Source organism: Ornithinimicrobium cryptoxanthini (assembly GCF_023923205.1).
GTDB lineage: Bacteria > Actinomycetota > Actinomycetes > Actinomycetales > Dermatophilaceae > Ornithinicoccus > Ornithinicoccus cryptoxanthini.
In genome coordinates this window covers 2629359-2655561 of sequence record NZ_CP099490.1, presented here as the reverse complement: position 1 = coordinate 2655561, position 26203 = coordinate 2629359, and the positions used below count along the sequence as shown (strand labels likewise).

The 26203-nt window shown below is 70.3% G+C and carries 18 protein-coding genes and 3 pseudogenes; 12 read left to right on the top strand and 9 right to left on the bottom strand.

Features of this window, described 5'->3' with window-relative positions:
* Nucleotides 1-2: 2 nt before the first annotated feature.
* Together NF557_RS12215 and NF557_RS12210 are read right to left on the bottom strand one after the other, a co-directional pair.
* Entirely contained in the window at nt 3-4946 is a 4944-nt protein-coding gene (locus NF557_RS12215) for an Lhr family ATP-dependent helicase (protein WP_252619736.1), read from the bottom strand.
* A 115-nt stretch (nt 4947-5061) separates the two neighbouring features.
* A complete protein-coding gene (locus NF557_RS12210; RefSeq protein WP_252619733.1) occupies nt 5062-5271 on the bottom strand; it encodes a hypothetical protein in 210 nt (69 codons plus the stop codon).
* Nucleotides 5272-5438: 167 nt separating this feature from the next.
* Here NF557_RS12210 and NF557_RS12205 point away from each other — a divergent pair, with 167 nt between their 5' ends.
* Nucleotides 5439-5666, top strand: coding sequence for a DUF3046 domain-containing protein (locus tag NF557_RS12205; protein WP_252619731.1), 228 nt, complete (start codon nt 5439-5441; stop codon nt 5664-5666).
* A gap of 24 nt (nt 5667-5690) precedes the next feature.
* Here NF557_RS12205 and NF557_RS12200 read toward each other — a convergent pair whose 3' ends face one another.
* The 3 genes from NF557_RS12200 to NF557_RS12190 form a co-directional block, all read right to left on the bottom strand.
* Nucleotides 5691-5918 carry a hypothetical protein gene (locus NF557_RS12200; protein ID WP_252619729.1) on the bottom strand — a complete coding sequence of 76 codons (228 nt, stop codon included), beginning with the start codon at nt 5916-5918 and terminating at the stop codon, nt 5691-5693.
* Between the two features lie 106 nt (nt 5919-6024).
* Nucleotides 6025-7128, bottom strand: a complete 1104-nt coding sequence (locus NF557_RS12195; protein ID WP_252619727.1) for an aspartate-semialdehyde dehydrogenase — start codon at nt 7126-7128, stop codon at nt 6025-6027.
* A gap of 5 nt (nt 7129-7133) precedes the next feature.
* The gene (locus NF557_RS12190; RefSeq protein WP_252619725.1) at nt 7134-8471 is read right to left on the bottom strand and encodes an aspartate kinase; all 1338 of its coding nucleotides are present in this window, start codon (nt 8469-8471) and stop codon (nt 7134-7136) included.
* Between the two features lie 82 nt (nt 8472-8553).
* Between NF557_RS12190 and NF557_RS12185 the strand changes: the two genes are divergently transcribed.
* The 5 genes and pseudogenes from NF557_RS12185 (at nt 8554) to NF557_RS12175 (ending at nt 12840) form a co-directional block, all read left to right on the top strand.
* Entirely contained in the window at nt 8554-9699 is a 1146-nt protein-coding gene (locus NF557_RS12185; RefSeq protein WP_252619723.1) for a PIN domain-containing protein, read from the top strand.
* A gap of 295 nt (nt 9700-9994) precedes the next feature.
* A pseudogene (gene recA, locus NF557_RS17880) lies at nt 9995-10846 on the top strand (recombinase RecA); the annotation flags it as partial.
* A gap of 57 nt (nt 10847-10903) precedes the next feature.
* Nucleotides 10904-11461 (top strand): annotated as a pseudogene (locus NF557_RS17875) (LAGLIDADG endonuclease); the annotation flags it as partial.
* Between the two features lie 138 nt (nt 11462-11599).
* Nucleotides 11600-12169, top strand: a pseudogene (locus NF557_RS17600) (intein-containing recombinase RecA); the annotation flags it as partial.
* A gap of 5 nt (nt 12170-12174) precedes the next feature.
* Complete coding sequence (locus NF557_RS12175) at nt 12175-12840, top strand: regulatory protein RecX (protein ID WP_252619721.1); 666 nt, start codon at nt 12175-12177, stop codon at nt 12838-12840.
* Nucleotides 12841-12878: 38 nt separating this feature from the next.
* Here the strand turns inward: NF557_RS12175 and NF557_RS12170 are convergent, their stop codons facing one another.
* Entirely contained in the window at nt 12879-13376 is a 498-nt protein-coding gene (locus tag NF557_RS12170) for a DUF5709 domain-containing protein (RefSeq protein WP_252619719.1), read from the bottom strand.
* A gap of 115 nt (nt 13377-13491) precedes the next feature.
* Here NF557_RS12170 and NF557_RS12165 point away from each other — a divergent pair, with 115 nt between their 5' ends.
* The 3 genes from NF557_RS12165 to NF557_RS12155 all read left to right on the top strand — a co-directional run bounded on the left by NF557_RS12165 (nt 13492) and on the right by NF557_RS12155 (nt 18176).
* A complete protein-coding gene (locus tag NF557_RS12165; RefSeq protein WP_252619717.1) occupies nt 13492-14301 on the top strand; it encodes a YoaK family protein in 810 nt (269 codons plus the stop codon).
* Nucleotides 14302-14359: 58 nt separating this feature from the next.
* A complete protein-coding gene (miaB, locus tag NF557_RS12160; protein WP_252619715.1) occupies nt 14360-15883 on the top strand; it encodes a tRNA (N6-isopentenyl adenosine(37)-C2)-methylthiotransferase MiaB in 1524 nt (507 codons plus the stop codon).
* 76 nt (nt 15884-15959) lie between these two features.
* Nucleotides 15960-18176, top strand: a complete 2217-nt coding sequence (locus NF557_RS12155; RefSeq protein WP_252619713.1) for an acyltransferase family protein — start codon at nt 15960-15962, stop codon at nt 18174-18176.
* Here NF557_RS12155 and NF557_RS12150 read toward each other — a convergent pair.
* On the bottom strand, nt 18086-18424 hold the full coding sequence (locus tag NF557_RS12150; protein WP_252619711.1) for a hypothetical protein: 339 nt from the start codon (nt 18422-18424) through the stop codon (nt 18086-18088). The two genes, NF557_RS12155 and NF557_RS12150, sit on opposite strands and share 91 nt — an antisense overlap.
* Nucleotides 18421-19488 carry a DNA polymerase III subunit beta family protein gene (locus NF557_RS12145; protein ID WP_252619709.1) on the bottom strand — a complete coding sequence of 356 codons (1068 nt, stop codon included), beginning with the start codon at nt 19486-19488 and terminating at the stop codon, nt 18421-18423. Before NF557_RS12145 ends, NF557_RS12150 begins: the two co-directional genes overlap by 4 nt.
* Nucleotides 19489-19610: 122 nt before the next feature.
* Between NF557_RS12145 and NF557_RS12140 the strand changes: the two genes are divergently transcribed.
* From NF557_RS12140 to NF557_RS12130, 3 genes are all read left to right on the top strand, one after another.
* Nucleotides 19611-20510, top strand: a complete 900-nt coding sequence (locus NF557_RS12140) for an SDR family oxidoreductase (protein ID WP_252619707.1) — start codon at nt 19611-19613, stop codon at nt 20508-20510.
* A 14-nt stretch (nt 20511-20524) separates the two neighbouring features.
* On the top strand, nt 20525-21541 hold the full coding sequence (locus tag NF557_RS12135; RefSeq protein ID WP_252619705.1) for a DNA topoisomerase IB: 1017 nt from the start codon (nt 20525-20527) through the stop codon (nt 21539-21541).
* 67 nt (nt 21542-21608) lie between these two features.
* A complete protein-coding gene (locus NF557_RS12130) occupies nt 21609-22016 on the top strand; it encodes a hypothetical protein (RefSeq protein ID WP_252619703.1) in 408 nt (135 codons plus the stop codon).
* Here NF557_RS12130 and NF557_RS12125 read toward each other — a convergent pair.
* A complete protein-coding gene (locus NF557_RS12125) occupies nt 22001-26128 on the bottom strand; it encodes an FtsK/SpoIIIE domain-containing protein (protein WP_252619701.1) in 4128 nt (1375 codons plus the stop codon). The two genes, NF557_RS12130 and NF557_RS12125, sit on opposite strands and share 16 nt — an antisense overlap.
* Nucleotides 26129-26203 lie beyond the last annotated feature (75 nt).

The window sequence follows — 26203 nt, the reverse complement described above, 5'->3', positions numbered from 1 at the left end:
GCCTAACGCCTCAGTCGCAGGCCCTGGGGCGCGGTGTGGAAGCCGGCCTCCTCAAGGGCTCTGGCGAGGGGATGGGTCGAGCCGAGGGCAGGACCTCCGTTGATCCTGGCGACCGTCAGCGAGGCCAGGCGCCCTGCGCGCACCTGTCCCGCGAGTGCGCCGGCCGCCGCGGCAGCAGCATCTTCGTCGTCGGTGTAGGTCAAAGCGGTGCGTCCTCCGCGCTCGAGGTAGAGCACTAGCTCACCGCTGACGGTGATCACGATCGACCCCGCTTTGCGCCCCGGGCGGTGCGCAGACCCCGTGGTCGTGGTGCCAGGAGTCTTCCCGGCCGCTCCGTGCCCGGCCGCTCCGTGCCCGGTCGCTTCAGGTCCGGTCGCTTCAGGTCCGGTCTGCTCCGATCGGTAGTCGCCACGTCCCGACTGATCCCGTCCGGGCCGATCCGGCCAGGGCACGGACGCACCGAACGGACTGGCGGGGTCGGTCGCTGCCAGGACCAGCACAGAGTCGTCGGCCCCGAGGGCCCGCAGGCGGTCAACCGCCCCCGTGGAGCCGAACTGGGAGGCCCCGAGGTGCTCGACGAAGTAGCCCCGGCGCACCCGGCCAGCCTCCTCCGCCGTGGACAGGACGCGGTAGACCCCGGCGAAGCCTCCCGGGACCTGTTCGGCGACGACGCTGCCGCGGGTGAGCACGCCATAACGGTCCATGAGCTGCTCGACGGTGGCGACTGCCCGAGCCGTGGGGTCGGCCTCGACCGGGGGCAGTGCCGACCAGCGCCCGACTGCGGTCGTCGGTCCGGCGCGGGTGGGCAGCGAAGGGCGGGCCGGCCGCGACGTCAGCGAGGTGCCGCGCGACCACCGCGTGGACCGCGCGCCGGACGGGCGGCTGCGGTGGGCTCCGCGACCTCCTGACAGCAGGGCGCGCACCGGGGCCAGGGTGTCGCCAGTGACGTGGCCGGACCAGACGAGGGACCACAGCTCATCGAGCAGCACCGCATCGTCAGTGCGGCCCAGACTGTCGGCAAGGGCGCGGAAGAAGAAGGCACCCCCGCGCTCCAGCAGCTCGCGGACGGGGGCGGTTCCAGACCCGTCCTCGACGGACGCCTCCTCCGCGGGTGCCATCGTCAGGTGCGCCGTGTCCGCCAGGTGCAGCGAGACCCACCCGTCGTCACCGGGCAGCGGGCCGTGCCCCTGCCACAGCACCTCACCGGCCGTCATCAGCTCGTCGAGCATCGCCGGGACGTAGTCGCGCACCCGCGCGGGCAGGACCAGCGACTCGAGGGCACTCGCGGGCAGGCGGGCTCCGGCGAGCTGTTCTGCGACGCGGTGCACCCCGTCCACGCCACGCAGCTGACCCACCGACTGCCAGGTGGGCAGGAAGCGGGCATAGGCCTGCTGGGTGACCGGCTCGACCTCCTGCCGCAGGGCGGCCAGCGACCGCCGACGCAGCATCCGCAGCACGTCCGCGTCGCACAGGTCCTGCTCGCCGTCCTGGGCGTCGGAGCCGGTCGTCAGGGGGCGCAGGGCCCCCTGGACCAGCCGGCCACCGGCCACCAGTCGGCGCACGACGTCACCCAGCACGGCACGCCCGACCCCGAGCCGTTGGGCGAGCTCTTCCGCGCGGTATGGCGTGTGCGTGCGTGACCAGCGCACCACCAGGTCGGCGAGGGGGTCCGCGACTGGTTCCAGGAAGGTGGCCGGCAGGCCGGGGGGCACGGCCACCCCGAGGGCGTCACGCAACCGTGCCGCGTCCTGGGCATCGGCCCATCTGCTCTGCCCGGCGATGCGGACCTCGATCACCTGTCGCTGAGCGGCCAGGGCCGCCAGCCAGGTGGCCACGTCCTCGCGGGCCTCCTCGCTCGTGCGCTCCTGGATCTCCTCGAGGGACTGCGGGCCCAGGGTGCGCAACAGGTCCAGCACGTCATCCCCGTCGCGCGCAGCACGCTCCGGGACCAGCCGCTGCAGCTCCGCCTCGGTGCGGGCGACTACGGCGGGGTCGAGCAGGTCCCGCAGGGCGGCGCCCTCTCCCCGCCCGAGCAGCTCGGAGAGCAGCGTCGGGTCCAGCGCCAGGGCAGCGGCCCGTCGCTCGGCCAGGGGAGAGTCGCCCTCATAGAGGAACTGCGCGAGGTAGCCCATCAGCAGAGACCGGGCGAACGGCGAGGCGGTGGCCGTCTCCACGGTGACGAGCCGGACCCGGCGTGCGGCCACGTCCCGCATCAGCCGGACGAGGGCCTGCACGTCATAGACGTCCTGGACACACTCACGCACAGCCTCGAGCACGATCGGGAAGGACGGGAACTGTGCCGCTACCTCGAGCAGCTGGGCCGAGCGCTGACGCTGCTGCCACAACGGCTGGCGACGGTCCGGGCGGCGGCGGGGCAGCAGCAGGGCCCGGGCGGCGCACTCGCGGAACCGGGCCGCGAACAGCGCTGAGCCACCGATCTCTGTGGTGACCAGGTCGTGCACCTCGTCGGGGTCCAGGACCAGCAGCTCGGCCAGGTCGCGGTCGAGCTGCTCGACGTCGGCCAGCTCCGGCAGACGCAGCACGATCCCGTCGTCGGCTGCCATCGCCTGCACGTCCGCGCCATAGCGCTCGCGCATCCGTGCCCCGATGCACAGCGCCCACGGAGCGTGCAGCGGGGTGCCGTAGGGGCTGTGGATGACCACCCGCCAGTCACCGATCTCGTCACGGAAGCGCTCCACGACGATGGTGCGGTCGTCGGGCACCTGCCCGGTGGCCTCGACCTGTCCGGTGACATAGTCGATGAGGTTCGTGGCGGCATACGCATCCAGGCCCAGCCCACGCAGCCGCTCGCGGGACGCGTCGGGCGAGGCGGCCACCTCACGCAGGAACGAGCCGACAGCGGCACCGAGCTCGGCCGGCCGCCCGAGCGAGTCGCCCTTCCAGAAGGGCAGGCGACCGAGCTGGCCCGGCGCCGGGGTGACCAGGACGCGGTCGTGGGTGATGTCCTCGATGCGCCACGAGGTGGTGCCCAGGGTGAAGACGTCGCCGACCCGCGACTCATAGACCATCTCCTCATCCAGCTCGCCCACCCGGCGACCCGGACCGTCGCCGGTGGCGAGCATCACGGCATACAGCCCGCGGTCGGGGATCGTGCCGCCACTCATCACCGCCAGGTGCTGGGCGCCCCGACGCGGGGTGAGCCGGTCCTGGATCCGGTCCCACACGACGCGGGGGCGCAGGTCCGCGAAGTCCTCGCTGGGATAGCGGCCGGCCAGCATGTCCAACGTCGCCTCGAACAGGCTGCGGGGAAGGGCCGCGAACGGGGCGCTGCGCCGGACCAGGTCGAACAGGTCGCTCACGGCCCACTCGTCCATTGCGACCATGGCCACGACCTGCTGGGCGAGCACGTCAAGGGGGTTGGCGGGGACCTTCTGGGCCTCGATCAGTCCCTGCCGCATCCGGTCGACGACCACCGTGGTCTGCAGGAGGTCCCCGCGGTGCTTGGGGAACAGGACGCCGTGCGAGACCGCCCCGACCTGGTGGCCGGCCCGCCCGACCCGCTGCAGACCGCTGGCCACGCTCGGTGGGGACTCGACCTGAACGACCAGGTCGACCGCTCCCATGTCGATGCCGAGTTCTAGCGAGCTGGTGGCCACGACCGCCGGCAGCCGTCCGGTCTTGAGGGAGTCCTCGATGTCGGCCCGCTGCTCGCGGCTGACCGAGCCGTGGTGCGCGCGGGCGAGGATCGGCGGGGCCCCGGAGGAGCTGCCGGACTGGGCCATCACCTGGGCCGGCGGACGCCGGGGAGCGCCGCCGACCGTGGCGGGTATGCCAGTCGCGTTGTTGTCCTCACCTTCCGCGTCACCGAGGAGGCTCGGAGATCCGTCCGGGATGGCGTGCTGTGGTCGGGTCTCGTCCCAGATCTCGTTGAGTCGGCTGGTCAGTCGCTCGGCCAGACGGCGGGAGTTGGCGAAGACCAGGGTGGACGTCTGGGCCGCCACGAGCTCGGCGATGCGCCGCTCGATGTGTGGCCAGACCGAGGCTCGCTCGGTCGGATCCGTCGAGGGCAGGTCCCAGTCAAGATCCTCAAGGTCAGGCAGGTCGTCGCCGATGGGTTCGTCTGCACCAGGACCATCGTCCGGGAGCTCCTCATCAGGGGGAGCCTCGTCGACCCGGAGTTGTTCTGTCTCCTCGAGAGGTGGCGGCGTCGTGGTCGCCTCGCCCGCCGCAGGGTCCGTCATGTCCGGCACGGGCACCACGACCTGCAAATCCCACTGCTTGGTCGACGGGGGCTGCACGGTGGTCACCGGACGCCCGCCGGCCAGGAACCGGGCGACCTCCTCGACGGGTCGCACGGTGGCAGACAGTCCGATCCGCTGTGCCGGTTCGGGGAGGATGGCGTCGAGGCGGTCCAGGCTGACGGCCAGGTGCGCCCCGCGCTTGGTGCCGAACACCGCGTGGATCTCGTCGATGATCACGGTCTCGACACCGGCAAGGGCCTCGCGGGCAGCGGAGGTGAGCAGCAGGAAGAGCGACTCCGGCGTCGTGATCAGCACGTCCGCGCCTGAGCGGGCAAACCTGCGTCGCTCCGCCGCCGGGGTGTCCCCGGAGCGCACCGCGACGCTGACCTGCGGCGTGCTCAAACCCAGGCGGGTGGCGGCGTGGCCGATGCCGACCAGCGGTGACTGGAGGTTGCGCTCGACATCGACGGCAAGTGCCTTGAGCGGCGAGACATAGAGGACGCGACAGCGTGGGACGTCGCCGGGTCGCGGGTGGGCTGCGATGCGGTCCAGGGCCCACAGGAACGCCGAAAGGGTCTTGCCCGACCCGGTCGGAGCCACGACTAGGGTGTGCTGGCCCTGACTGATTGCGCCCCACGCGCCGCGTTGCGCCTCGGTGGGCGCGGCGAAGGACGACTGGAACCAGGCCCGCGTCGCGGGTGAGAACTGGTCCAGCACGTCACCGGCGGGCCGCGACTTGCTCATGACGTGCAGCCTGCCACGGCAGTGTGACAGTCCGGCACGACCAGGCACGACAGGACCTGCGCCCCGGCAGGCCCGGGGCGATCAGCCCAGTGAGTGAGAGCGGGGAGGCGGCGCGTCAGCGCTGGTCGTCGCCGTGCTGGGGCACCAGACGGCGGCGGGTGGCCGTGACGATCCTGTTGCCGTAGGCGCCCGTCACGGGCGGCGGGACGGGGCGCTCCATGTCGCGCACGACGTGGTGCAGCGTGCGGTGCGGCGGCTGCCAGATCTTGGCCTTGATCAGCGCCTTCTGCCACCAGGCGTACTCCTGCTCGGGTCGTGTAACCACCTGCTGCCTCCGTCTCACGTGTGGAACGACATCATCGCACCCGATCCTCTCACCTTGCTGGTGCAACATCGACCAGGCCACGCGTCCGCGGTGGGTTCGACGCCCCGGCCGGGGGCGTTGTCAGCGACAACGCATACCCTCTGCCCACAAGGGAAGGAGGCCCACACATGCGGGTGAGTGAGTTCTGGCGTGCGGTGGACGACGAGTTCGGCGGTGCCTACGGGCGCCACCTGGCACAGAGCCAAGTGCTCAGCTCGCTGGGTGAGCGCACCCCGGCCGAGGCGATCGAGGCCGGGCTGGCGATCAAGTTTGTGTGGGTCGAGTTCTGCCGGCAGATGGACGTGCCGCCGGAGCGTTGGCTGCCGCGGGAGGTCGAACCCCGAGGCAGGAACTGAGCAGACCTGCCGCCTCGTCCGTCGTCAGCGTTGAAGCAGGTCCAGAACCTGGTCGACCTTGCCCTCCAGGGAGGTCATCCGCGTGTCGAGCGAGGTCATCTGCTCGCTCAGGCCCGCGACATCCTCGGTCAACTCGTTGAAGCGGTTGGTGTGTCGACGCTGAGTGTTCTGGATGTCCGCGATCATCGTGTAAACCGCGGAGATGTCGTTGTCGTGCTGGCGCACCTTGCGCTCGAGATCCGTGGCTGTCATGTCCTCACGATAGGCGCCCGAGCGCCGACACGCCGAGGCTCGAATCGCCGCCTGTGCACAGACGACGACGTGATGCCCAGGCTGTGCGTGGACGGCCTGTTGGTGGTCAGCGACCCACGAGTCCGCGGGCGACGACGGCCTCCGCGAGCTGCACGGCGTTGAGCGCCGCGCCCTTGCGCAGGTTGTCGTTGCTCACGAACAGCACGAGGCCGTGACCCTCCGGTGCCGACTGGTCGGCACGGATCCGTCCGACGAAGGACGGGTCCTGGCCAGCCGCTGCTAGCGGGGTCGGGACGTCGGCCAGCGCGACACCCGGGGCGCCCTCAAGTGCCTTGCGAGCCTGCTCGGGGCTGAGCGGCTCGGCGAACTCGGCGTGCAACGACAGGGAGTGACCCGTAAAGACCGGCACCCGCACGCAGGTCCCGGCCACGCGCAGCTCGGGCAGGCCGAGGATCTTGCGCGACTCGTCACGCAGCTTCTGCTCCTCGTTGGTCTCACCCGAGCCGTCGTCCACCAGGTCACCCGCGAGCGGCACCACGTTGAACGCGATGGGCGCGACATACGTGGCCGGGGCGGGCAGCTCGACGGCGGTGCCGTCATGGGCCAGGTCCTCCAGCTGCTGCTCGGCGCCCGCGCGCACCTGACCGGCGAGCTCGGCCACGCCGGCCACACCACTGCCGGACACGGCCTGATAGGTCGTGGCCACCAGGCGCTCCAGCCGTGCCACGTCGTGCAGCGCCTTCAGGACCGGCATGGCGGCCATCGTCGTGCAGTTGGGGTTGGCCACGATCCGCCGGCCACCCTGTGCCACTGCGGAGTCCAGCGCCTCGGGGTTGACCTCGCTGACCACGAGCGGCACAGCGTCGTCCATGCGCCAGGCAGAGGAGTTGTCGATCACGATGGCGCCGGCCTCGGCGAACCGGGCGGCGTGCTCCCGGGAGGCCGCCCCGCCGGCAGAGAACATGGCGATGTCGATCCCAGACAGGTCAGCGGTGGCCACGTCCTCGACGGTGATCTGGCGTGGCTGCGCAGTCACGCCGTCCCAGCGGCCCTCCCAGGACAGCTCGGAGCCGGCGGACCGGGCCGAGGCCAGATAGCGGATCGAGGCCACGGGGAAGTCGCGCTCGGCGAACAGTCGCCGCAGCACCGCCCCGACCTGACCCGTCGCACCGACCAGTGCCAGGTGCACTCCGGACTGGGCTTCCGACATACTGCTCACCGTCCTGTCCCGCCGTAGATCACGGCCTCTGCTTCCGCGTCGAGCCGGAAGGCGCTGTGCACCGCGCGCACCGCGTCCTCGAGCACGTCCTGATCCGTGATGACCGAGATCCGGATCTCCGAGGTGGAGATCATCTCGATGTTGATGCCAGCCTCGGCCAGCGCCGTAAACATCCGTTGTGCCACAGCAGGGTTCGATCGCAGGCCGGCGCCGATGAGGGACAGCTTGCCGACGTGGCTGGTGTAGAGCACGTCCGCCATCCCCAGGTCGTGCTGGAGCTCGCGCAACGCGGCGACGGCGGCGGCGCCGTCCACCTCGGGCAGGGTGAAGGAGATGTCCGACAGCCCGTCCGGAGAGGTGGAGACGTTCTGCACGATCATGTCGATGTTGACCCCAGCCGTGGCGACCGCGCCGATCACCTGGGAGGCGCCGCCCGGTCGGTCCGGGATGCCGACGACGGTGACCTTGGCCAGTGAACGGTCGTGGGCAATGCCGGAGATGATGGGGTCTTCCATGGGGTCCTCGCTCGGGCGTGGGTCAGTGGCTGAGTGTGGCGTATGCCGCGTGGTCGGGCCTGGGGTCTGGGCGCCGGTCAGCGGACGGTCGACCAGGATCCAGGTCCCCTCCTGGTCGGAGAAGCTCGACCGGACGTGGAGGGGGACGCCGAAGCGGCGGGCATACTCCACCGCGCGCAGGTGCAGGATCTTGGCTCCGTGGGCTGCCATCTCGAGGGTCTCCTCGATGGTGATCCGGGTGACGCGGCTGGCGCTGGGCACGATCCGCGGGTCGGCGGTGTAGAGGCCGTCGACGTCGGTGTAGATCTCGCACACGTCGGCGTTGAGCGCGGCGGCCAGGGCGACGGCGGTGGTGTCGGAGCCACCGCGGCCCAGGGTCGTGATGTCCTCCTCGTCGGAGACGCCCTGGAAGCCGGCGACGATGGCCACCTCCCCGCGCTGGAGGGCCTTGGCCACCCGCGCCGGCGTGACATCGAGCAGCCGGGCACGTCCGTGGGAGGAGTCGGTGCGCATGCCGGCCTGCTGTCCGGTGAACGATCGTGCAGGTGTGCCGAGGTCGGAGATCGCCATGGCGAGCAGTGCCATCGAGATGCGTTCGCCGGCCGTGAGCAGCATGTCGAGCTCGCGCTCTGCAGGACCGTTCGGGCTGACCTGACTGGCGAGGTCGAGCAGGTCGTCGGTGGTGTCACCCATTGCGGAGACGACGACGGCGACGCTGGCGCCGCTCTCGCGCGTGGCGACGACTCTCTGGGCGACGCGCCGGATCGCATCGACGTCGGAGACTGAGGAGCCGCCGAACTTCTGGACGAGCAGGGTCATGGGACATCCGTGGGCTTGGGGTGACGAGGGGTCTGACACCGGCGTCAGTGCAGGCCAGTCTATGACCACGTAGGTTGGGGGCGTGCCTAACGAAGAGCGGATCGCCCTGTTTCTTGACTACGAGAACCTCGCGCTCGGTGCGCGCGACCACCTTGGTGGGGAGTTTGAGCTGAAGCCCATCACGGATGCCCTGGCCGAGCGCGGGCGCGTGGTGGTGCGGCGTGCGTATGCCGACTGGTCCTATTTTGACGAGGACCGTCGGATGCTGACGCGGGCCCAGGTCGAGCTGATCGAGATGACCCAGCGGATGGGGGCCTCGCGCAAGAACGCGGCCGACATCAAGATGGCCGTCGACGCGATCGAGATGGCGTTCTCCAAGGACTACATCTCCACCTTCGTCATCTGCACCGGTGACAGTGACTTCACGCCGCTGGTGCTGAAGCTGCGCGAGCTGGACAAGCGGGTCATCGGCTTCGGCGTGCGTGACTCAACCTCCAAGATGCTGCCGCCGGCCTGCGACGAGTTCCTCTACTACGACAACCTCGAGGGTGTGGAGCCGCTGCCGTCCAGGGACACGTCGTCCGGTTCCGGGTCAGGGGCGTCCGGAGACAAGAAGTCTGGACGGGGCAAGAAGCCTGGCAAGACCTCCGTGAAGGACCCGGCGCAGACCCCGGCACCGGAGTCCGCGGCTGCGGTCGCGGACGAGGAGGAGTCCGAGGATGCCACCAGAGAGGACACCAAGCAGCCTGACCTGGCGGTGCTGGTGGCCCAGACCGTCAGCGGCCTGCAGAGCAGTCAGGGGGGCGAGGTGACCGCCTCGGTGCTCAAACGGACCCTGGTGCGCAAGGACCCGACCTTCAGCGAGGCTGACTATGGCTTCCGCGCGTTCGGGGAGCTGCTGCGTCACCTGGCCGACCGCAACGTGATCGAGCTGTCCGAGGGTCCCGCGAAGGGTGACCCGGAGATCCTGCTCCCCGAGACCGGGAACAAGGAGGAGGCCTTCGCGCTGCTTCGTTCGGTGGTGGACGAGCTGTCCAAGGGCCAGGAGAGCGTGCCCCTGTCCGGGCTGAAGGACCAGTTGCGCCGCAAGGAGCCGGGCTTCTCGGAGAAGAAGCTGGGCTACCGCTCCTTCCTGCAGTTCAGTCGGGCCGCCGCCACCGAGGGCGTCATCGCCCTCGACTGGAGCGATGTCGACAAGGACTACCTGCTGGAGACTGCGGGCAGCTGAGCCGTGGGCGAGGCGGCGCTCTCCGCGAGACAGCCCGCGTGGAGGACCGACGGGCGTGTCGCGCACTCTCGTACACACATTCGACTAACGTGGTCCACAGGTGCCATCGCGTCACCTCGTCTGTGCACAGGCTTGCGCCTGTCCCGGAGGAGTGTCGGTGGAGGCATCTAGCGTCTGACAGGACACGGATGAGCACGCGACCCACGGGTCGGGGCACGCCGCAGTCGGTCGCCGGTAGGCGCGCCCATCCACGAGTGCGAAGGAGCAGGACATGGCAGCACAGCCGAGCAGGACCATGCAGATCAACGGGGACAAGACCAAGGCCCTTGAGACCGTCATGGCGCAGATCGAGAAGTCTCACGGCAAGGGCGCGGTCATGCGTCTGGGCGACGATGTCCGCCCGCCGATCGCGGTCATCCCCACTGGGGCCATCGCGCTGGATGTCGCGCTCGGGATCGGTGGACTCCCGCGGGGTCGCGTGGTGGAGATCTATGGCCCGGAGAGCTCGGGAAAGACGACCGTGGCCCTGCATGCTGTGGCCAGCGCACAGAAGGCCGGCGGCATCGCGGCGTTCATCGACGCCGAGCACGCGCTCGACCCGGAGTATGCGAAGAACCTCGGCGTCGACACCGACGCGCTGCTGGTCAGCCAGCCGGACACCGGTGAGCAGGCGCTCGAGATCGCGGACATGCTGATCCGCTCCGGCGCGCTGGACATCATCGTCATCGACTCGGTGGCAGCGCTGGTTCCCCGTGCCGAGATCGAGGGCGAGATGGGCGACAGCCACGTGGGTCTGCAGGCCCGGCTGATGTCGCAGGCGCTGCGCAAGATCACCGGTGCGCTGAGCAACACCGGCACCACGGCGATCTTCATCAACCAGCTCCGCGAAAAGATCGGCGTGATGTTCGGGTGCTTCTCCTACAGCACCCGCGTCACCCTCGCGGACGGCTCGACCGAGAAGATCGGCAAGATCGTCAACCAGAAGTTGCCGGTCGAGGTGCGCACCTACGACCCCGTCACGGACAGCATCGTCAACCGCCCCGTCACCAACTGGTTCAACAACGGGCCGACCGAGCGATTCCTGCAGTTCACCGTCGCCAAGTCCGGCGGCAACGGACGGTCACAGTTCGCGGCAACGGAGAACCACCTCATCAGGACTCCGGGGGGCTGGCGCGAGGCCGGCGAACTCATCGCTGGCGACCGCGTGCTGACGGCCGAGACCGCGCGCCTGAGCGACACCCAGTGGCAGACCATTCTCGGCGGGTTGATGGGTGACGGGCACCTTGCTCCCAACGCTCGCGACCGGTCCGGGGTGCGTTACCGGCTCGGCCACGGCGCTCGTCAGGTGGACTACCTGGACTGGAAGGTCTCGATGCTCGGCAACATCGGGCACTCACGGACAGTTCGACCGACCGGTGCTGTGCACGTGGACTTCCAGCCGCTGGCTGAGTTGGGTGAACTGCGCGATGTCGTCTACTTCGGTGACGGCAAGAAGCACATCACCACCGAATACCTCAAGGCGCTCACCCCCCTCGCGCTCGCGGTGTGGTTCATGGACGATGGCTCGTTCGCCGCGCGCAGCCAGGGGTTGCAGGAGCGCACCGCAGGTGGCAGCGGGCGAGTCGAGTTCGGGGTGGAGTCAATGAGTCCCGGCTCACGGGACCGTCTGGTGGACTATCTGCGCGACGAGCACGGGGTCGACTGCGGGTGGAAGGCGCGCGGCACGGCGCAGAAGGCGGTGCTCCAGATGACCACCGCCGGGTCGGCGCGGTTCCAGGAGATCGTGGCCCCCTACGTGCACCCCTCGATGGACTACAAGTTGCTGCCGCACCAGCGTGGGCAGTTTGCCGTCGAGCCGGAGTTCGTCGAGCCGCGCGAGGTACTGGTGCCCAACCGGGTGCTCGAGGCCAAGGTCAAGCCGCAGACCCGATCGATGAACCGTTTCGACATCGAGGTGGACGGCACGCACAACTACTTCGTCGACGGTGTCATGGTGCACAACAGCCCCGAGACGACCACCGGTGGCAAGGCGCTGAAGTTCTATGCCTCGGTCCGTCTCGACGTGCGTCGCATCGAGACGCTGAAGGACGGCACCGACGCGGTCGGCAACCGCACCCGTGTCAAGGTCGTCAAGAACAAGGTCAGCCCGCCGTTCAAGCAGGCCGAGTTCGACATCCTCTATGGCCAGGGCATTTCCCGCGAGGGTGGCCTGATCGACATGGGCGTCGAGCACGGGTTCGTCCGCAAGGCCGGTGCCTGGTACACCTACGAGGGTGACCAGCTCGGACAGGGCAAGGAGAACGCCCGCCAGTTCCTGAAGGACAACCCGGACCTGTCTGACGAGATCGAGCGCAAGGTCAAGACCAAGCTCGGCATCGGGCCCCGCCCGGAGGGTGTGGCCGACGGTGGGCTGGAGGCTGTCCCCGACGGCGTCGACCCCAAGACTGGTGAGGTCTCGGTCAACTTCTGAGTCGGATGACTCACCACAACGCAGAGCAGGGCGGCAGGCAGGTCACTGACGAGTCCCCGGCCGGGTCAGCCGCCGAGCGGCTGGCCCGGGCGCGGGAGGCGCTGGCGGACGCGGAGGCGGCCGAGGCGACGGCACAGGTCGTCGCCCGCGACGCTGACATCCCCGAGCCAGCCCGAGCCGACGCTGAGCCGGACCCGCACGACGTGGCTCGGCAGATCGTCCTGCGGCAGCTGACCTTAGCTCCGCGCACACGCCAGCAGCTGGCCGACAAGCTCCGGCAGAAGGGCTGTGACGACGAGGTCGCCACGGTGGTGCTCGACCGGATGGTGGAGGTCGGGCTGGTTGACGACGCGGCCTATGCGCGGATGCTCGTGCGCAGCCGTCAGGAGTCCAAGGGGCTGGCCAGACGGGCGCTAGGTCACGAGCTGCGCCGCAAGGGCGTGCCCGACGAGCTCATCGAGGATGCGCTGTCTGACGTCGAGCCAGACTCCGAACGAGACCGCGCCCGCGAGCTGGTCGACACACGGCTGCGCACGATGCGCGGCCTGGACAAGACGGTCCAGACCAGGCGGCTCGCGGGCTTCCTGGCCCGGAAGGGCTATGACAGCGCCGTGGCGTTCCAGATCATCCGCGAGGCGCTCGACGACCTGCCCGAGCACCAACGCGACTGACGGTCCACGAGCGAGACCGGCCGGCCGAGGGAGACCGATCAGTCGCCAGACTCCTCGTTGTCGTCCACGTAGTGCACGGCCGACCCCTCGGGGGAGCGGTCGGGGTTGCCGGTGCCCCGGGCGACCATGTCCTTCTCGGTGTCCGGCCCCATCCCCTCGTCCGGCGCCACCAGCCGGCCGACGTGCTCGGCGGACTCACCGACCCAGTCCCGGTCGGCCGGGATGGAGTCCTGGTCGTCGCCGCCGACCCGCGGGTCCTCGTCGAGCCCGCTCTCGTTGTCGGGCGCGCCATAGGCAGAGTCGGGGTCCGGCACCTCCTGACCGATGCGCTGCTCGATCGTCTCGTCGGTGCGCTCTTCCTCAGCGGTCGTGCCCCAGGCCGTGACTCCCTGCAGGCGGTCGGCCGTCTGATAGCCGGCGTCCAGCGGGTCCCCGGTGCCGTCAAGAGTGTCCTCGGGCTGCAGCTGGTCCTCGTCGTCGAGGCTGTAGGTGCCGTACTCGCCGTCCAGGTTCTCCCTGCTCGTCTGGTCGCTCATCGCGGGACTCCTTTCCGAAGGTCGTATCCCCAGACCATAGACCTGGTGCGTTCCGTCGACAGCACGAGACGGATGGGGCGCGGCTGGAAGGAGTCATCCGTACGATGGCCGCGTCATGACGAGTCAGCCCAGCCCTCACGAGCCCTCGCACTTCGTGCGTCACAGGGCGCTGGTCGGTGCCTATGGCCGGGAGCTGACAGGGGTCACCAGGAGCGAGCTGGGCAACCGTCACCTGGCCTATGTCATGTCGTTCGTGGCGGGTGCCATCAACGCGGTCGGCTTCGTCGCGGTGGCGATCTACACCTCGCACATGACGGGGATGACCGCCTCGGTGTCCGATCACGTCGCGGCCGGCAAGTGGGCCCTGATCATCCCGCCCGGCACCGCGATCGTCTCGTTCATCGCAGGCGCCGCCTCCACCGCGATCATGTTCAACTGGATGCGGCGCCGGGATGCCGCTGGCCGTTTCGCTCTGGTGCTGGTCATCGAGGCGCTGCTGATCCTGCTCTTCGGTCTGCTGGCCAACAGCCTCGACCGGGTGGGGGCCGAGGTGCTCATCATCGCGGTCCTGGGCTATGTCATGGGCCTGCAGAACGCGCTGATCACCAAGGTCTCCGGCGCACGCATCCGCACCACGCACGTCACCGGCATGGTCACCGACATCGGCATCGAGATCGGCAAGGCGCTCTATCGCAACCGCAAGGCCAACGTCCCGCCGGTCCACCACGACGGCGCCAAGCTGGTGCTGCTCTCCACGATGGTGCTGCTCTTTGCCGGGGGCGGGGTGGCCGGGGCGCTCGGCTACAGCTGGATCGGCTATCCGGCAGTCATCCCGTTCGCCCTGGTGCTGCTGGCGACCGGCCTCATGCCGGTCTTCGACGACGTGCGCACCGCACGGCGCCTGCGGCGTGCCCGAGCTCGCTGACGGCACAGCACGGGGTCGGCACCACCTGCGTCGGTCCGCGGTTACCCTTGTGGGTGCGATGAACACTGCGATGAAGACCTATGACGTGCGCACCCACGGGTGCCAGATGAACGTGCACGACTCCGAGCGGCTCTCCGGCCTGCTGGAGACGGCTGGCTACGTCGAGCTCGCCAGCGTCCCGAAGGACCGGCGCCCGGACACCGCCGACGTCGTCGTCTTCAACACCTGCGCGGTGCGCGAGAACGCTGCCAACAAGCTCTATGGCAACCTCGGTCAGCTCCGCCCCGCCAAGCTGGCCAACCCGGACATGCAGATCGCGGTCGGCGGCTGCCTCGCGCAGAAGGACCGCAGCACCATCGTGGAGAAGGCGCCGTGGGTCGATGTCGTCTTCGGCACCCACAACATCGGCTCGCTGCCGGCGCTGCTGGACCGCGCCCGGCACAACAAGGAGGCCGAGGTCGAGATCCTCGAGTCCCTCGAGACCTTCCCGTCCACCCTGCCGACCCGGCGCGACTCGGCATACTCCGGCTGGGTGTCGATCTCGGTGGGCTGCAACAACACCTGCACCTTCTGCATCGTGCCGGCGCTGCGCGGCAAGGAGAAGGACCGCCGACCCGGTGAGATCCTCGCCGAGGTCAAGGCGCTCGTGGCGCAGGGCGTCGTGGAGATCACCCTGCTCGGGCAGAACGTCAACACCTATGGCGTGGAGTTCGGTGACCGGCTCGCGTTCGGCAAGCTGCTGCGCGCCTGCGGTGAGATCGAGGGCCTGGAGCGGGTCCGCTTCACCAGCCCGCACCCCGCCGCGTTCACCGACGACGTGATCACCGCGATGGCCGAGACACCCAACGTCATGCCGAGCCTGCACATGCCCCTGCAGTCCGGGTCGGACAAGGTGCTCAAGGACATGCGCCGCTCCTATCGCAGCAGCAAGTTCCTGCGGATCATCGACGCGGTGCGTGAGCAGATCCCGGACGCGGCGATCACGACCGACATCATCGTCGGCTTCCCCGGCGAGACCGAGGAGGACTTCCAGGGCACCCTCGACGTCGTGCGTGCCTCACGCTTCTCGTCGGCGTTCACCTTCCAATACTCCATCCGTCCCGGCACACCCGCCGCCGAGATGGACGACCAGGTGCCCAAGGCCGTCGTCCAGGAGCGCTTCGAGCGGCTCATCGCGGTGCAGGAGGAGGTCTCCTGGGCCGAGAACCGCACGCTGGAGGGTCGCGAGGTCGAGGTTCTCGTGGCTCCCGGCGAGGGCCGAAAGGACGCGGAGACCCAGCGGATGTCCGGCCGCGCTCGAGACAACCGGCTGGTGCACTTCGCCGTGCCCGAGGGGGCTGAGATCCCGCGGCCGGGCGATATGGTCACGGTCGAGGTCACCTATGGCGCACCGCACCACCTGGTGGCCGACTCCGGGGTGAACGGCGGGCAGTATGCCGTGCGCCGCACCCGCGGTGGCGACGCCTGGGAGGCGCTGCAGGACACCCCCGGGTCCGGCCGGCCGGCCGTCAGCCTGGGCATCCCCCAGATCGGGAAGCCTCCTGCTGCGACGGCGACGACGCCAGCCTGCGCTGTGTCGTGACGGAGCCCAGTCGTCCGTCCCGGCGCGCCGCGCTCACGGGCACGTCCTGACAGGTCCCGGGAAGTAGGCTGCACAGGTGCCCGGAAGACACTCCGGCACCGCGCACTTCCGTCCCGACATCGAGGGCCTCCGGGCGGTTGCGGTGCTCATGGTGCTCGCCTTCCATGCGGGCCTGCCCTTCGCGCCCGGCGGCTTCGCCGGGGTCGACGTCTTCTTTGTCATCTCCGGGTTCCTGATCACCGGGTTGCTGGTCCGTGAGGTCGAGCGCTCGGGACGGGTCTCTCTGCTCACCTTCTATGCCCGCCGCGCCAAGCGGCTGCTGCCGGCGGCCTCGCTGGTGCTGGTCGCGACCGGCATCCTCAGCTGGCTGTTCATCCCCAGGATCCGGTGGGCCGAGATCGGTGGCGACCTGGTGGCGTCAGCGGCCTATCTGGTCAACTGGCGCCTGGCCAGCCGGTCGGTCGACTACCTGGCCGAGGACTCGGTCGCGTCACCGGTGCAGCACTACTGGTCGCTCGCGGTGGAGGAGCAGTTCTACATCTTCTGGCCCCTGCTGATTGTGCTCGGCGCGTGGCTGGTCCACCGTCACCGCCTGCGGACCCGCCCCGTGCTTGGTGCGCTCCTCGTGCTGGTCGTCCTGGCGTCGCTCGGGTGGTCGGTGGTGGCGACGGCGACTCAGCCCGAGACCGCCTACTTCGTCACCACGACCCGGTTATGGGAGCTGGGGATCGGCGGCCTGGTTGCCATCACCGCGCCGTTCTGGCAGCGCGTGGCCCCGGGGCCGGCGACCGGAATCGCGTGGGCCGGACTGCTGGCCCTGGCCTCGTCCGCAACGCTCCTGGGACCGGCGACGCCCTGGCCCGGGTCTGCCGCACTCCTGCCGACGCTGGGCACCGCCGCCGTCATCGCCGGAGGCTTCGCTGCTCGCTCCCGTGGCCCGGTCCGGCTCCTGGGAGCCGCACCGATGCGCGAGATCGGTGCCACGTCATACTCCCTTTATCTGTGGCACTGGCCGCTGCTGGTGGTCGCGGCAGCGGCCTGGGGCGAGCTCTCCCTCTGGCAGGGCGTGGCGATCGCCGCACTCTCCTATGTCCCGGCACGGCTGACCTATGCGTTGGTCGAGAACCCGATCCGCTCGGCACCGGTGATGTCCAGGCTGCCCACCCTCGCGCTCGGCCTCGGAGCAGCCTGCACCGTGCTCGGGGTGGGCGCGGGGCTCACCCTGGTGCGGGGGATGGCCTCCTCCATCGAGCAGGCCGAGGCGGCTCCGGGAGCCAGCGCCATGCTGGGCGGGGACCAGCCTGCCGTGGAGCCCACAGGGCCAGGCTCGGGCGACGTCGACGTCGACGTCGACGTCGACGGCGACGGCGACGGCGACGGCAACGGGGCGACCGCTTCGACCGCCCCGAACACGAGCCAGGGCGAGGGCGAGGGCGACCGGGTGCCGGACCTGGCCGCGACGGGGCCAGACCTCTCCAGGATCGACCTCACGCCGGAGTCGATCTCGCCTGATCCCCTGCTGGCCACCAAGGACGTGCCCGCCCTCTATGCTCGCGGCTGCTCCGGCAAGCTCGGTGAGACCGAGGTGGTCCGCTGCGTGGCGGGCGATCCCGACGGGGAGCTGGTCGTGGCCTTGGTCGGCGACTCCAAGATCGGCCAGTGGGGCGATGTCCTCGAGCAGCTCGCGACCGAGCAGGGGTGGGCGCTGCACCTCTACACCCGGTCGGGGTGCACCTGGACGGCCGCCACGATCGATGACGACGGCAGCTGCCTGCAGTGGGGTCAGCGGGTCCACGAACGGCTCCTCGGCCCCGAGCAGCCAGACGTCGTGATCGTCTCGGGTGTCAAGCATGGTGCCGGCGAGGGCACGGGGCAGGAGCGGCGGGACCGGCTCTCGGCGGGCTATGTCGACTACTGGTCGGACCTGGGTCGGGTCGGGGTGCCCGTCATCGTGCTCTCAGACACCCCGAGCCCAGGTGAGGTGTCCGTCTATGAGTGTGTCTCCGAGCACCGTGACGACGTCTCCCACTGTGCCTTTGGCCGTTCCGACGGCAGTGGCACCACGGCTCTTCGGGAGGCGGCCGCCCGGGTCGCGACGGCGACCTTCCTGACGATGAACGACTGGATCTGCCCCCTCGAGGACTGCCCACCGGTCATCGGTGACGTGCTGGTCTATCGCCAGGGGTCGCACATCACCAACACCTATGCCGTCTCGCTGCTTGAGCCGCTGCGCGCCAGGTTGGTGCCGGTCGTCGAGGAGGCGGTGGCTGCCTCGGCCGCGAGCTCGCGGTAGCGGGCGTGACAGCCCGCGCAGTCACACAGCTCCAGACGGTGCGTGGTGCCGGCATTCCACTGGGACCCAGGTCGATAGAGCGGCTCGATCGCCCAGCCAGGCAGCGCCCAGGTCTGCACGAGCAGCGGCTCGGGGTCGATGTCTCCCGTGTCCCGGCAACACGGACAGCCGCTGTAGCCGCGGTCACCGCCCTGGTGGGAGGTCTCCCGGTGCCGGCACGCGCCGCACACATGCAGCAGGACGCTCACGGTGCGGGCTCCGGACGGACCGGCATCACCAGCGACAGGCGGGCACCATCGGCGCCACGCAGCGCCAGGGGCGCGATCTCGCCATCGGTCGGGAGCACCGCATAGCCCTCACCGAGGGTGCTCGCCGCCTCCCACAGGAAGGCCCGGTCCACCAAGACCCCGTCGCCGGGATCGGTCGTCACACCCGCTGTCCCCAGGTGGACGCGAGGCTGCGACAGCTCCGCAAGATCAGCGAGTATGTCGACCACCGGGATGCGCGTCGAGGTCGCCTCCGGGGCGCGCTCGTCATGCAGCAGCCGGCGGTAGTCAGGGAAGTCCAGCCCCAGGGTCTCGCCCACGACCTCCTCGCTCCCGCCGCCCACGCCCCCGGGCAGCACGGCGGTGAAGTGGTGGGGAGAGATCCGCAGCTGGACCCGCAGGCCTCCGCCAGCCTCGTGCCACGTCTCCCACAGGGCCCTGCGCAACCGGTCGACGAGCGTGGTCGGGAGCAACGACATACGCCCCTCGGCGTGGCCGGCAGGGGCACCCTCGACCTCGGCGACCGCCAGGCGGTAGCGGTCGGTGGCCACCAGCCGCACTCCGTCCGGGTGCGGGTCGACGAGCACCGCGCACAGCATCGGGAAGTCAGGATCGGTCGACGCGGCATAACGCACGCTGTCGATCGCCCGGGCGAGTGCGGAGGCGTCGACGACGAGCTCGAGCGGCTCCTGACGGGGCCCAGAGAGCAGTCCGGTCAGCCGCGCCACCTCGCGGCGCGCGTCGGTGAGACCGTCCTCGAGTCGGCGCAGGTGGGCGGAGAGCAGGTCCTCGGCGACCTCGGTGTCCGGCAGCGACTCCAGGACCGCGCTCATCTCGGCCAGCGGCATGCCGACCCGGCGCATCCCCGCGAGCAGCCGGGCCTGCTGCACCTGGCCGGGGGAGTAGCGGCGGTAGCCGGTGTCCGGGTCGACCTCGGCGGGCACGAGCACGAACTCGCGGTCATAGAAGCGCAGGGCGCTGACGGTCAGGCCGCTGGCGCGGGAGAGCTCGCCGATCGCGAGCAGGCGCGAGGAGGTGTCGGTCACGGGACCACTGTGCGGCCTCAACCAGGGTGAGGGTCAACCGGGGGCAACCTCTCGGAGCGCGTGGGCTGCGGCCGCGTCCTAGCGTGGACGGTGAAACCGAAGCGACCGCAGGAGGTCAGGATATGCCCGAGTCACCAGTGGCCCAGCAGGCCGAGCAGATGACCAACGACGCCGGCGGGTTCCCGGCGCAGCGCCAGGAGCCTCCCGGCAGCACGAAGCAGATGGACCCGGTGCCCGACCACGGTGAGGACACCTATGAGGGCAGCGGCAAGCTCGAGGGACTGCGGGCGGTCGTGACCGGAGGCGACTCAGGCATCGGCCGGGCGGTCGCGATAGCGTTTGCCCGTGAGGGTGCCGACGTCGTCCTGTCGTATCTGCCTGAGGAGCAGGAGGACGCCGAGGACACGGCCGAGTGGATCCGCAAGGCGGGTCGCACGGCAGTGCTGTGCCCGGGCGACATCATGCAGGAGTCGACCTGCCAGGAGATCATCGACAAGACGGTCCAGGAGCTCGGTGGTCTCGACATCCTGGTCAACAACGCCGGTGCGCAGTGGGCCCGGGACTCGGGTCTGGAGGACATGAGCACCGAGCGGATGGACCGGATCTTCAAGACCAACCTCTATGCGCTGATGTGGCTGACCAAGGCGGCGCTCCCGCACCTGGGCAAAGGCGCCAGCATCATCAACGTCAGCTCGATCCAGGCCTATGACCCGTCGCCGAGCCTGTTGGACTATGCCGCGACCAAGGCCGCGATCAACAACTTCACGGTCAACCTGGCGGCCCAGGTCGGCGAGCGCGGGATCCGGGTCAACGCCGTCGCGCCCGGGCCCATCTGGACGCCGCTGCAGCCGGCCACCAAGGAGGCCGAGAGCATGGAGAAGTTCGGTGCCGACACCCCGCTCGGTCGGGCCGGTCAGCCGGCCGAGCTGGCGGGCGCGTTCGTCTTCCTCGCCTCGCCCAAGGACGCCAGTTATGTGTCCGGGACCGTGGTGGGCGTGACCGGTGGCAAACCGGTCTTCTGAGCGGACCACAGACGATGCCCCGGCTGCGCCGCGCCGACCTTGATGCCCCGGGCATCACCCGGCGCCGTCGCGGCCGGGGCTTCAGCTATGCCGGACCGACCGGGCGTGCGGTGGGTGCCGCGGTCAAAGAACGCATCGATGCCCTGGCGATCCCACCCGCGTGGCGGGACGTGTGGATCAGTCCCGACGAGCTGACCCACATCCAGGCGATCGGCACCGACGACGCGGGCCGGCGGCAATACATCTATCACCCCGGGTGGTCGCAGAAGCAGGCCGATGCCAAGCACGACCGGGTCGTCGCGATGGCCCGGCGGCTCCCGACCGTGCGTGCGCAGATCACCAAGGACCTGCGCTCGGACGGCCTGACCTCCGAGCGGGTGCTGGCCGGGATGCTGCGGATGCTGGACTCCGGCGCGTTCCGCACCGGTGGCGAGGCGTATGCCGAGGAGCACGACACGCACGGCGTCGCCACGCTGCTGCGCGAGCACGTCTCTGTCAAGGGCACGGCCGTGCGGTTCAGCTTCGTCGCCAAGGGGGGTCTGGACCGGGATGTCACGCTCAAGGACAAGGACCTGTCCGAGCTGGTCAAGGCACTGCGCCGTGCGCGCACCGGGACGGACCGGTTGTTCTGCTATCGCCCCGCGGCCGGCGGCGACTGGCGCGAGGTGCACGCCGACGACATCAACACCAGGTTCAAGGAGCTCGCGGGGGAGGAGTGCTCGGTCAAGGACCTGCGCACGTGGCAGGCGACGGTGCGGGCGGCGCTCTATCTGGCGGAGGCGCAGGAGCCGGCCAGCGACACCGAGCGGCGTCGGATCCTGCGTGAGGTGATGAGCAGGGTTGCTGACGACCTGGGCAACACCCCCGCGGTGGCCCGGGGCTCCTATGTCGACCCGCGCGTGGTGAGCGCCCAGGAGTCCGGTCGCACCATCGCCGCAGCGATCGAGCGCGTCGGCTCGGACAACCTGGACCGCCCGCACGTGCGCGCCAAGCTCGAGCGTGCGGTGATCCGGCTGCTGTCGACGAGCTGACTGCAGGTCGCGGACCCCGTGCTCGCCCGGTCCCGCAGCGCGGGGCCGGGAGATTACGCTTGGCTCCATGCCCGTGACCTCCACCGCACCCACCAGCCGTCAGTTCGCGCTCGGTCGGTGTGCCGCCGTGCTGATCGGGCTGGAGGCACTGGCCATTGCGGGGTTTGCCGTGTTCTATCTGGTCGAGCTGGTGCTCGGAGAGAGCACCGACGTGATGATCGTGCTGATGTCGGTGGTGACCATGGTGGTCTTCGTCGTCGGACTCAGCTATGTCGCAGCCGGCCTGTGGCGGCGTCACCCTCGGGCCCAGGCACCGGCGATCGCGTTCAACTTCCTGCTGGTGCCGCTGGGCATCGCGATGTTCCAGTTCGCGCCGGCCGGGTTGGCCGCCGCCATCTTGGTCACAGCCATCGTCACGATCGCTTCCACGCTGCTGATGGGCCGCCTGGATGAGAGCAGTCAGCTGCCCGGGTGAGCCACCTGGATCGGGCTGGTCTCACCGCGCAGCACCAGCACGCCCCGACCCGGGAGGGGCAGGTCACCGCAGGGCACGTTGAATCCTAGGGCGCTCCCGTCGTGGGGGCTGACTGGTTGCAGCACGATCCCGGTGCGCTCGCGGGCCACGCGTTGACCCAGTCCGCGAAAGCCGCCGAAGCTGTCCGTGCCGCCAGCACACGCCAGGAGTCTGCTCGGTGACGCTGGGCCGGCAGCGGGACGGACCCCCGCCTGAGCGAGCCAGGCCATCAGCGCGTCCTCCGTCTGCGTGCCGGCCAGGTCCTCCAGCTCCGTCGTCACCAGCACTCCGCGCTCCTCGCTGCTCGCAGCGTGCAGCGCGTCCGCGAGCAGGGCAGGGTCGTGCAGATGCTCGTCGGCCACGGACACGACGACCCAGCCCCGTTGCCCTGCTGCCGTTTCGAGTGTGCGCAGGGTCGTGGTGCGACCGCTGCCCGGCGGTCCCAGGACGGCAATGGCCCCGGGACCACCCGGCCCGACCGGGATCACGCGTGGATCCGCACCGTCCCCGCCCGCGCCGACGAGCAGCCCGGCAGGCAACGGCCCCCTGCCTGCGAGCTCGGACAGGGTGATGGTCCGCGGCAGCGGGCGGAAGCGGCGCGGTGGCACGCTGGCGGAGTGGTCGAGGCTCGCCCGCACGAGCCGGTCCAACGCGGTGACCTGGTCGGCTCCCTCAGCCGACGCACCCACGGTCGCGACCTGCCCCACGACGCCGTCCCGCAGACGGACGACCCGGCCTGGCGGCATACGCGATGGCACCTGTCCTCGGGTCAGTCCGGCCAGCAGCAGGTCGGAGGGGTCGGTCAGGCGCAGTGCCCACAGCTGCGGCACCAGCGGGGCGATGCGTCCCCCGAGCAGTGTGCGGTCACCGGTCAGGAGCGCGACCACCCCGACCGCGAGGCCCTCGCGCAGGAGCTGGGTCACCTGATCGAACGGCCGTCCACGGTCGGCCTCACCGAACACCTCGGCGAAGCGGGCCCAGCCGTCGATGACCAGCACGACGAGCGGCCATGGTTGGTCGCCTGAGGCGCGTTGCTCGGACAGCGAGGTGTGTCCTCGTGCGGCGAGGTCACGCTGACGCGCCTCCACCAGCGTGATCAGGTGGCCGATCACCCGAGCTCCCCTGGCGACGTCCGCCGGGCCCAGCACGGCACCCACATGCGGGGCGTCACCGATCGGCCCGATGCTGGCGCCCATGTCGAAGGCATAGATGTGCACGTCGTCGGGGTGGTGCGCCACCAGTCCAGCGAGGGCGGTGCGCACCAGCGTGGTCCGGCCGGTCCGACCGGCCCCGACGATGCCGAGGTGACCTTCCAGCAGGGGCTGCCAGACGTGCACGGCCTGGGCCTGCTGGGTCGGCAGGTCGGTCAGCAGGAGGGGGAGCGCGTAGGCCGTGTGTTCGCCCTCGCCCTCGGCCGGCGGGTCGGTGTGGCCCGACAGACCGGCGAGCGAGAGGGTCTCCGGCAGCGGCGGCAGCCACGGGGAGGAGGGGGCGTGGGCGCCGACGAAGGTTGCGGCCTCGGTCGTGGCGGCGACGACACGCACCAGCGTGGATTGTCCGTCAGGAATGTCGGTCGAGTTCGTCTCTGGCACAGCGTGTCTGTCGGTGGCCCAGAGATCGGACACGGTGCTGATGCTGAGATGGCGCACGTCCTCGGACGGTGTGGCGGGCAGTGTGACGCTGGCGACCTGGAGCTCACGAGGCGGCGAGGAACCGGTCCGGACCAGCGCCCGTCCGGGGACACCCTCGGGCAGCTGCGCGGCCGCAGGGGAGTCGAGGACGTCGTAGGAGTCAGAGGAATCGCGCACCCGCAGGGCGATCCGGAGGTTGACGTTGGCGCGCACGTCTGCCGAGACCACGCCACCGGGTCGCTGGGTCGCGAGCACCAGGTGCACCCCCAGGGAGCGGCCCAGCGCGGCGATGCGGACCAGCCCCTCCAAGAAGTCCGGCAGTTCCTCGGCCAGGGCGCGGAACTCGTCGATCACCAGCACGAGTCGTGGCAGCGGTGCGAGACCGCTGAGAGCCTGGTATGCCGGAAGGTCCGGCACGCCGGCATGGGCCAGGATGCGCTCTCGACGTCTGAGCTCGGCAGTCAGTGAGGTCAGGGCACGGTCCGCGAGATGGGGGTCGAGATCGGTGACCATGCCCACGACGTGCGGGAGCGCCGTGGCGTCGGCAAAGGCCGATCCGCCCTTGTAGTCCACCAGCACCAGGACTAGCTCGTCGGGGCGGTTGACGAGCGCCAGGGAGGCGATCAGCGTGCGGAGCAGCTCGGACTTGCCCGACCCGGTGGTGCCGGCCACCAGTGCGTGCGGGCCGTCCGCGACGAGATCGAGGGTGACGGCGCCCTCTGCGTCCTGACCGAGGGGGAAGCGGGTCGCCCGGGGTTCGGCCCGCCATAGGTCGGTGACCTCGGCCCCGGTGATGGTGGTCGGGGCAACCGCGGAAAAGGGCACGGTCTCTGGGACCGCGCTGGTGGCTGCACCGCCAGAACGGTCGGCGAGCGCGGCAAGGAGGCGAGCCGCCCGGACAGCCCGCGGCCGCGAGAGCAGGTCGGGAGTGCCCGCAATCACGACGTCTGCGGTCTGCACCTGCAGTTGTGTGCCGCTGACGCGCACCACCGTCGCCAGGTCAGGCACCTGTGACTCCTCCTCGCACAACACGAGCGGGATGTCCCGGACGAGAGCGGAGCCCGCGTCGCGTCCGGCAGGAGCCGATGCAGCGCAGGAGATCGGTGGGTGCCCGACTCCGTGCTGTCCGCTCCCCGTCAGGTCGTGGAGGGTGATGGTGGCGGTGGTCTCGCGCGCCGGCGACTCCTCTCGCGTGTGCGGCAGCCAGGCCAGCCAGTCCCACGCGGGCCCGGCCTCGCGTGCTCTCATCCGGAGTCGGCTCGGTGCGTGCAGCACGGCGAGCTGGACCAGCACGTTGCGGGCAAGTGCGTGCACCGCCTCCGGGACACCGACAAGGGCCAGCCCGCCGGACAGGTCCACCTCGATCGGGATGCCGACACCGGCCTGCAGGTCTCCGTCCAACGACACCATCGTGGCCTGCACACCCAGGCCGAGGCGACAGAGCACGGTGTCGTGGGAGCGGCTCCACAGCAGGTCGCTGGTGGATGCTGCTGCCCGCAGGAGGCGGGCCAGGTCGGGCACCCGCTCGGCGCGGGTGTGGGCCTCGTCGGACACCGCCTTGAGCACGGTGCGACGGACCTGCGACACCTGGCGTGCGTGGTCCTGACGTGTCCGCGCGCACTCGCGACGATGCCGGCGGCGCTCGCCGTGATATCCGCCGAGCGACATGGCGGGGGCCATGAGCCCGAAGAGCATGAGAGCAGGCATCCGCAGGGCGACAGCCAGCAGGACGGACACCAGGACGGGCAGCAACCAACCCAGGACGGCGGGTGGGGTCGGCGGGGTGGGTGTGATCAGCGACGGCAGTTTCCACGCCACCGGCTCGATGGGGGGCGGCTGCCGGTCCCGGGGAGGCACGACCAGGTATCCCTCGCCGTCGGGCACCGCACGTGACACCGCGGCAGCGTCCGGAGCCAGCTCAAGCACCGTGGACCCGAGGCGCAGCGGGACGGAGGGCGGCCACACCGTTGGCTCGTCCAGGACCGTCTCGCCGAGGCGGGTTCCGTTGGTCGATGCTGCGTCCTCGACCACGATCCCTGCTCGTGTGGTGGACAGGGTGGCATGGTGGCGAGACAGGCCGGGGTCGTGCACCACCACGTCAACCCACGGGTCCCGCCCGAAGGTGACGTGGCTGCCCGGGCGCAGCCGATGGGCTGCCCCGGCGTCTGGTCCCGACGTGACCAGGACCGACACCGGGGCCTCAGGTCCCAGCCGCTCGTCCAGCTCTCCGGGGCGGATCGTGACGCCGTGGACCAGTGGTGGTGACCCCAGAACAGCGTGAGGTCGCAACGCTTCTGTGCGTCCGGCATACTCCACCACCAGCCTGTCCCGGCAGGCGAGGCCCAGGGCGGGGGCCAGGGTCGCCCAGGTCGAGCCCCGGGGAGCGCGGACGCTCACGGTCCTGACTCGGAGCCCGTCGACGAAGGAGAGTCGCAGCTGCACGGTCCGATCGTGCCGGTTCTGGCCACCTGAGCCGCAGAGTTGTCCACAGCCCAGCAGTTGTCCACAGATTTGCCA

Excerpts from the sequence above, each read along its gene's own strand:
- NF557_RS12215 (WP_252619736.1), bottom strand. The coding sequence starts at position 4,946 with ATGAGCAAGTCGCGGCCCGCCGGTGACGTGCTGGACCAGTTCTCACCC.
- NF557_RS12205 (WP_252619731.1), top strand. The coding sequence starts at position 5,439 with ATGCGGGTGAGTGAGTTCTGGCGTGCGGTGGACGACGAGTTCGGCGGT.
- NF557_RS12200 (WP_252619729.1), bottom strand. The coding sequence starts at position 5,918 with ATGACAGCCACGGATCTCGAGCGCAAGGTGCGCCAGCACGACAACGAC.
- NF557_RS12195 (WP_252619727.1), bottom strand. The coding sequence starts at position 7,128 with ATGTCGGAAGCCCAGTCCGGAGTGCACCTGGCACTGGTCGGTGCGACG.
- NF557_RS12190 (WP_252619725.1), bottom strand. The coding sequence starts at position 8,471 with ATGACCCTGCTCGTCCAGAAGTTCGGCGGCTCCTCAGTCTCCGACGTC.
- NF557_RS12175 (WP_252619721.1), top strand. The coding sequence starts at position 12,175 with ATGACTCACCACAACGCAGAGCAGGGCGGCAGGCAGGTCACTGACGAG.
- NF557_RS12170 (WP_252619719.1), bottom strand. The coding sequence starts at position 13,376 with ATGAGCGACCAGACGAGCAGGGAGAACCTGGACGGCGAGTACGGCACC.
- NF557_RS12165 (WP_252619717.1), top strand. The coding sequence starts at position 13,492 with ATGACGAGTCAGCCCAGCCCTCACGAGCCCTCGCACTTCGTGCGTCAC.
- miaB (WP_252619715.1), top strand. The coding sequence starts at position 14,360 with ATGAACACTGCGATGAAGACCTATGACGTGCGCACCCACGGGTGCCAG.
- NF557_RS12140 (WP_252619707.1), top strand. The coding sequence starts at position 19,611 with ATGCCCGAGTCACCAGTGGCCCAGCAGGCCGAGCAGATGACCAACGAC.
- NF557_RS12135 (WP_252619705.1), top strand. The coding sequence starts at position 20,525 with ATGCCCCGGCTGCGCCGCGCCGACCTTGATGCCCCGGGCATCACCCGG.
- NF557_RS12130 (WP_252619703.1), top strand. The coding sequence starts at position 21,609 with ATGCCCGTGACCTCCACCGCACCCACCAGCCGTCAGTTCGCGCTCGGT.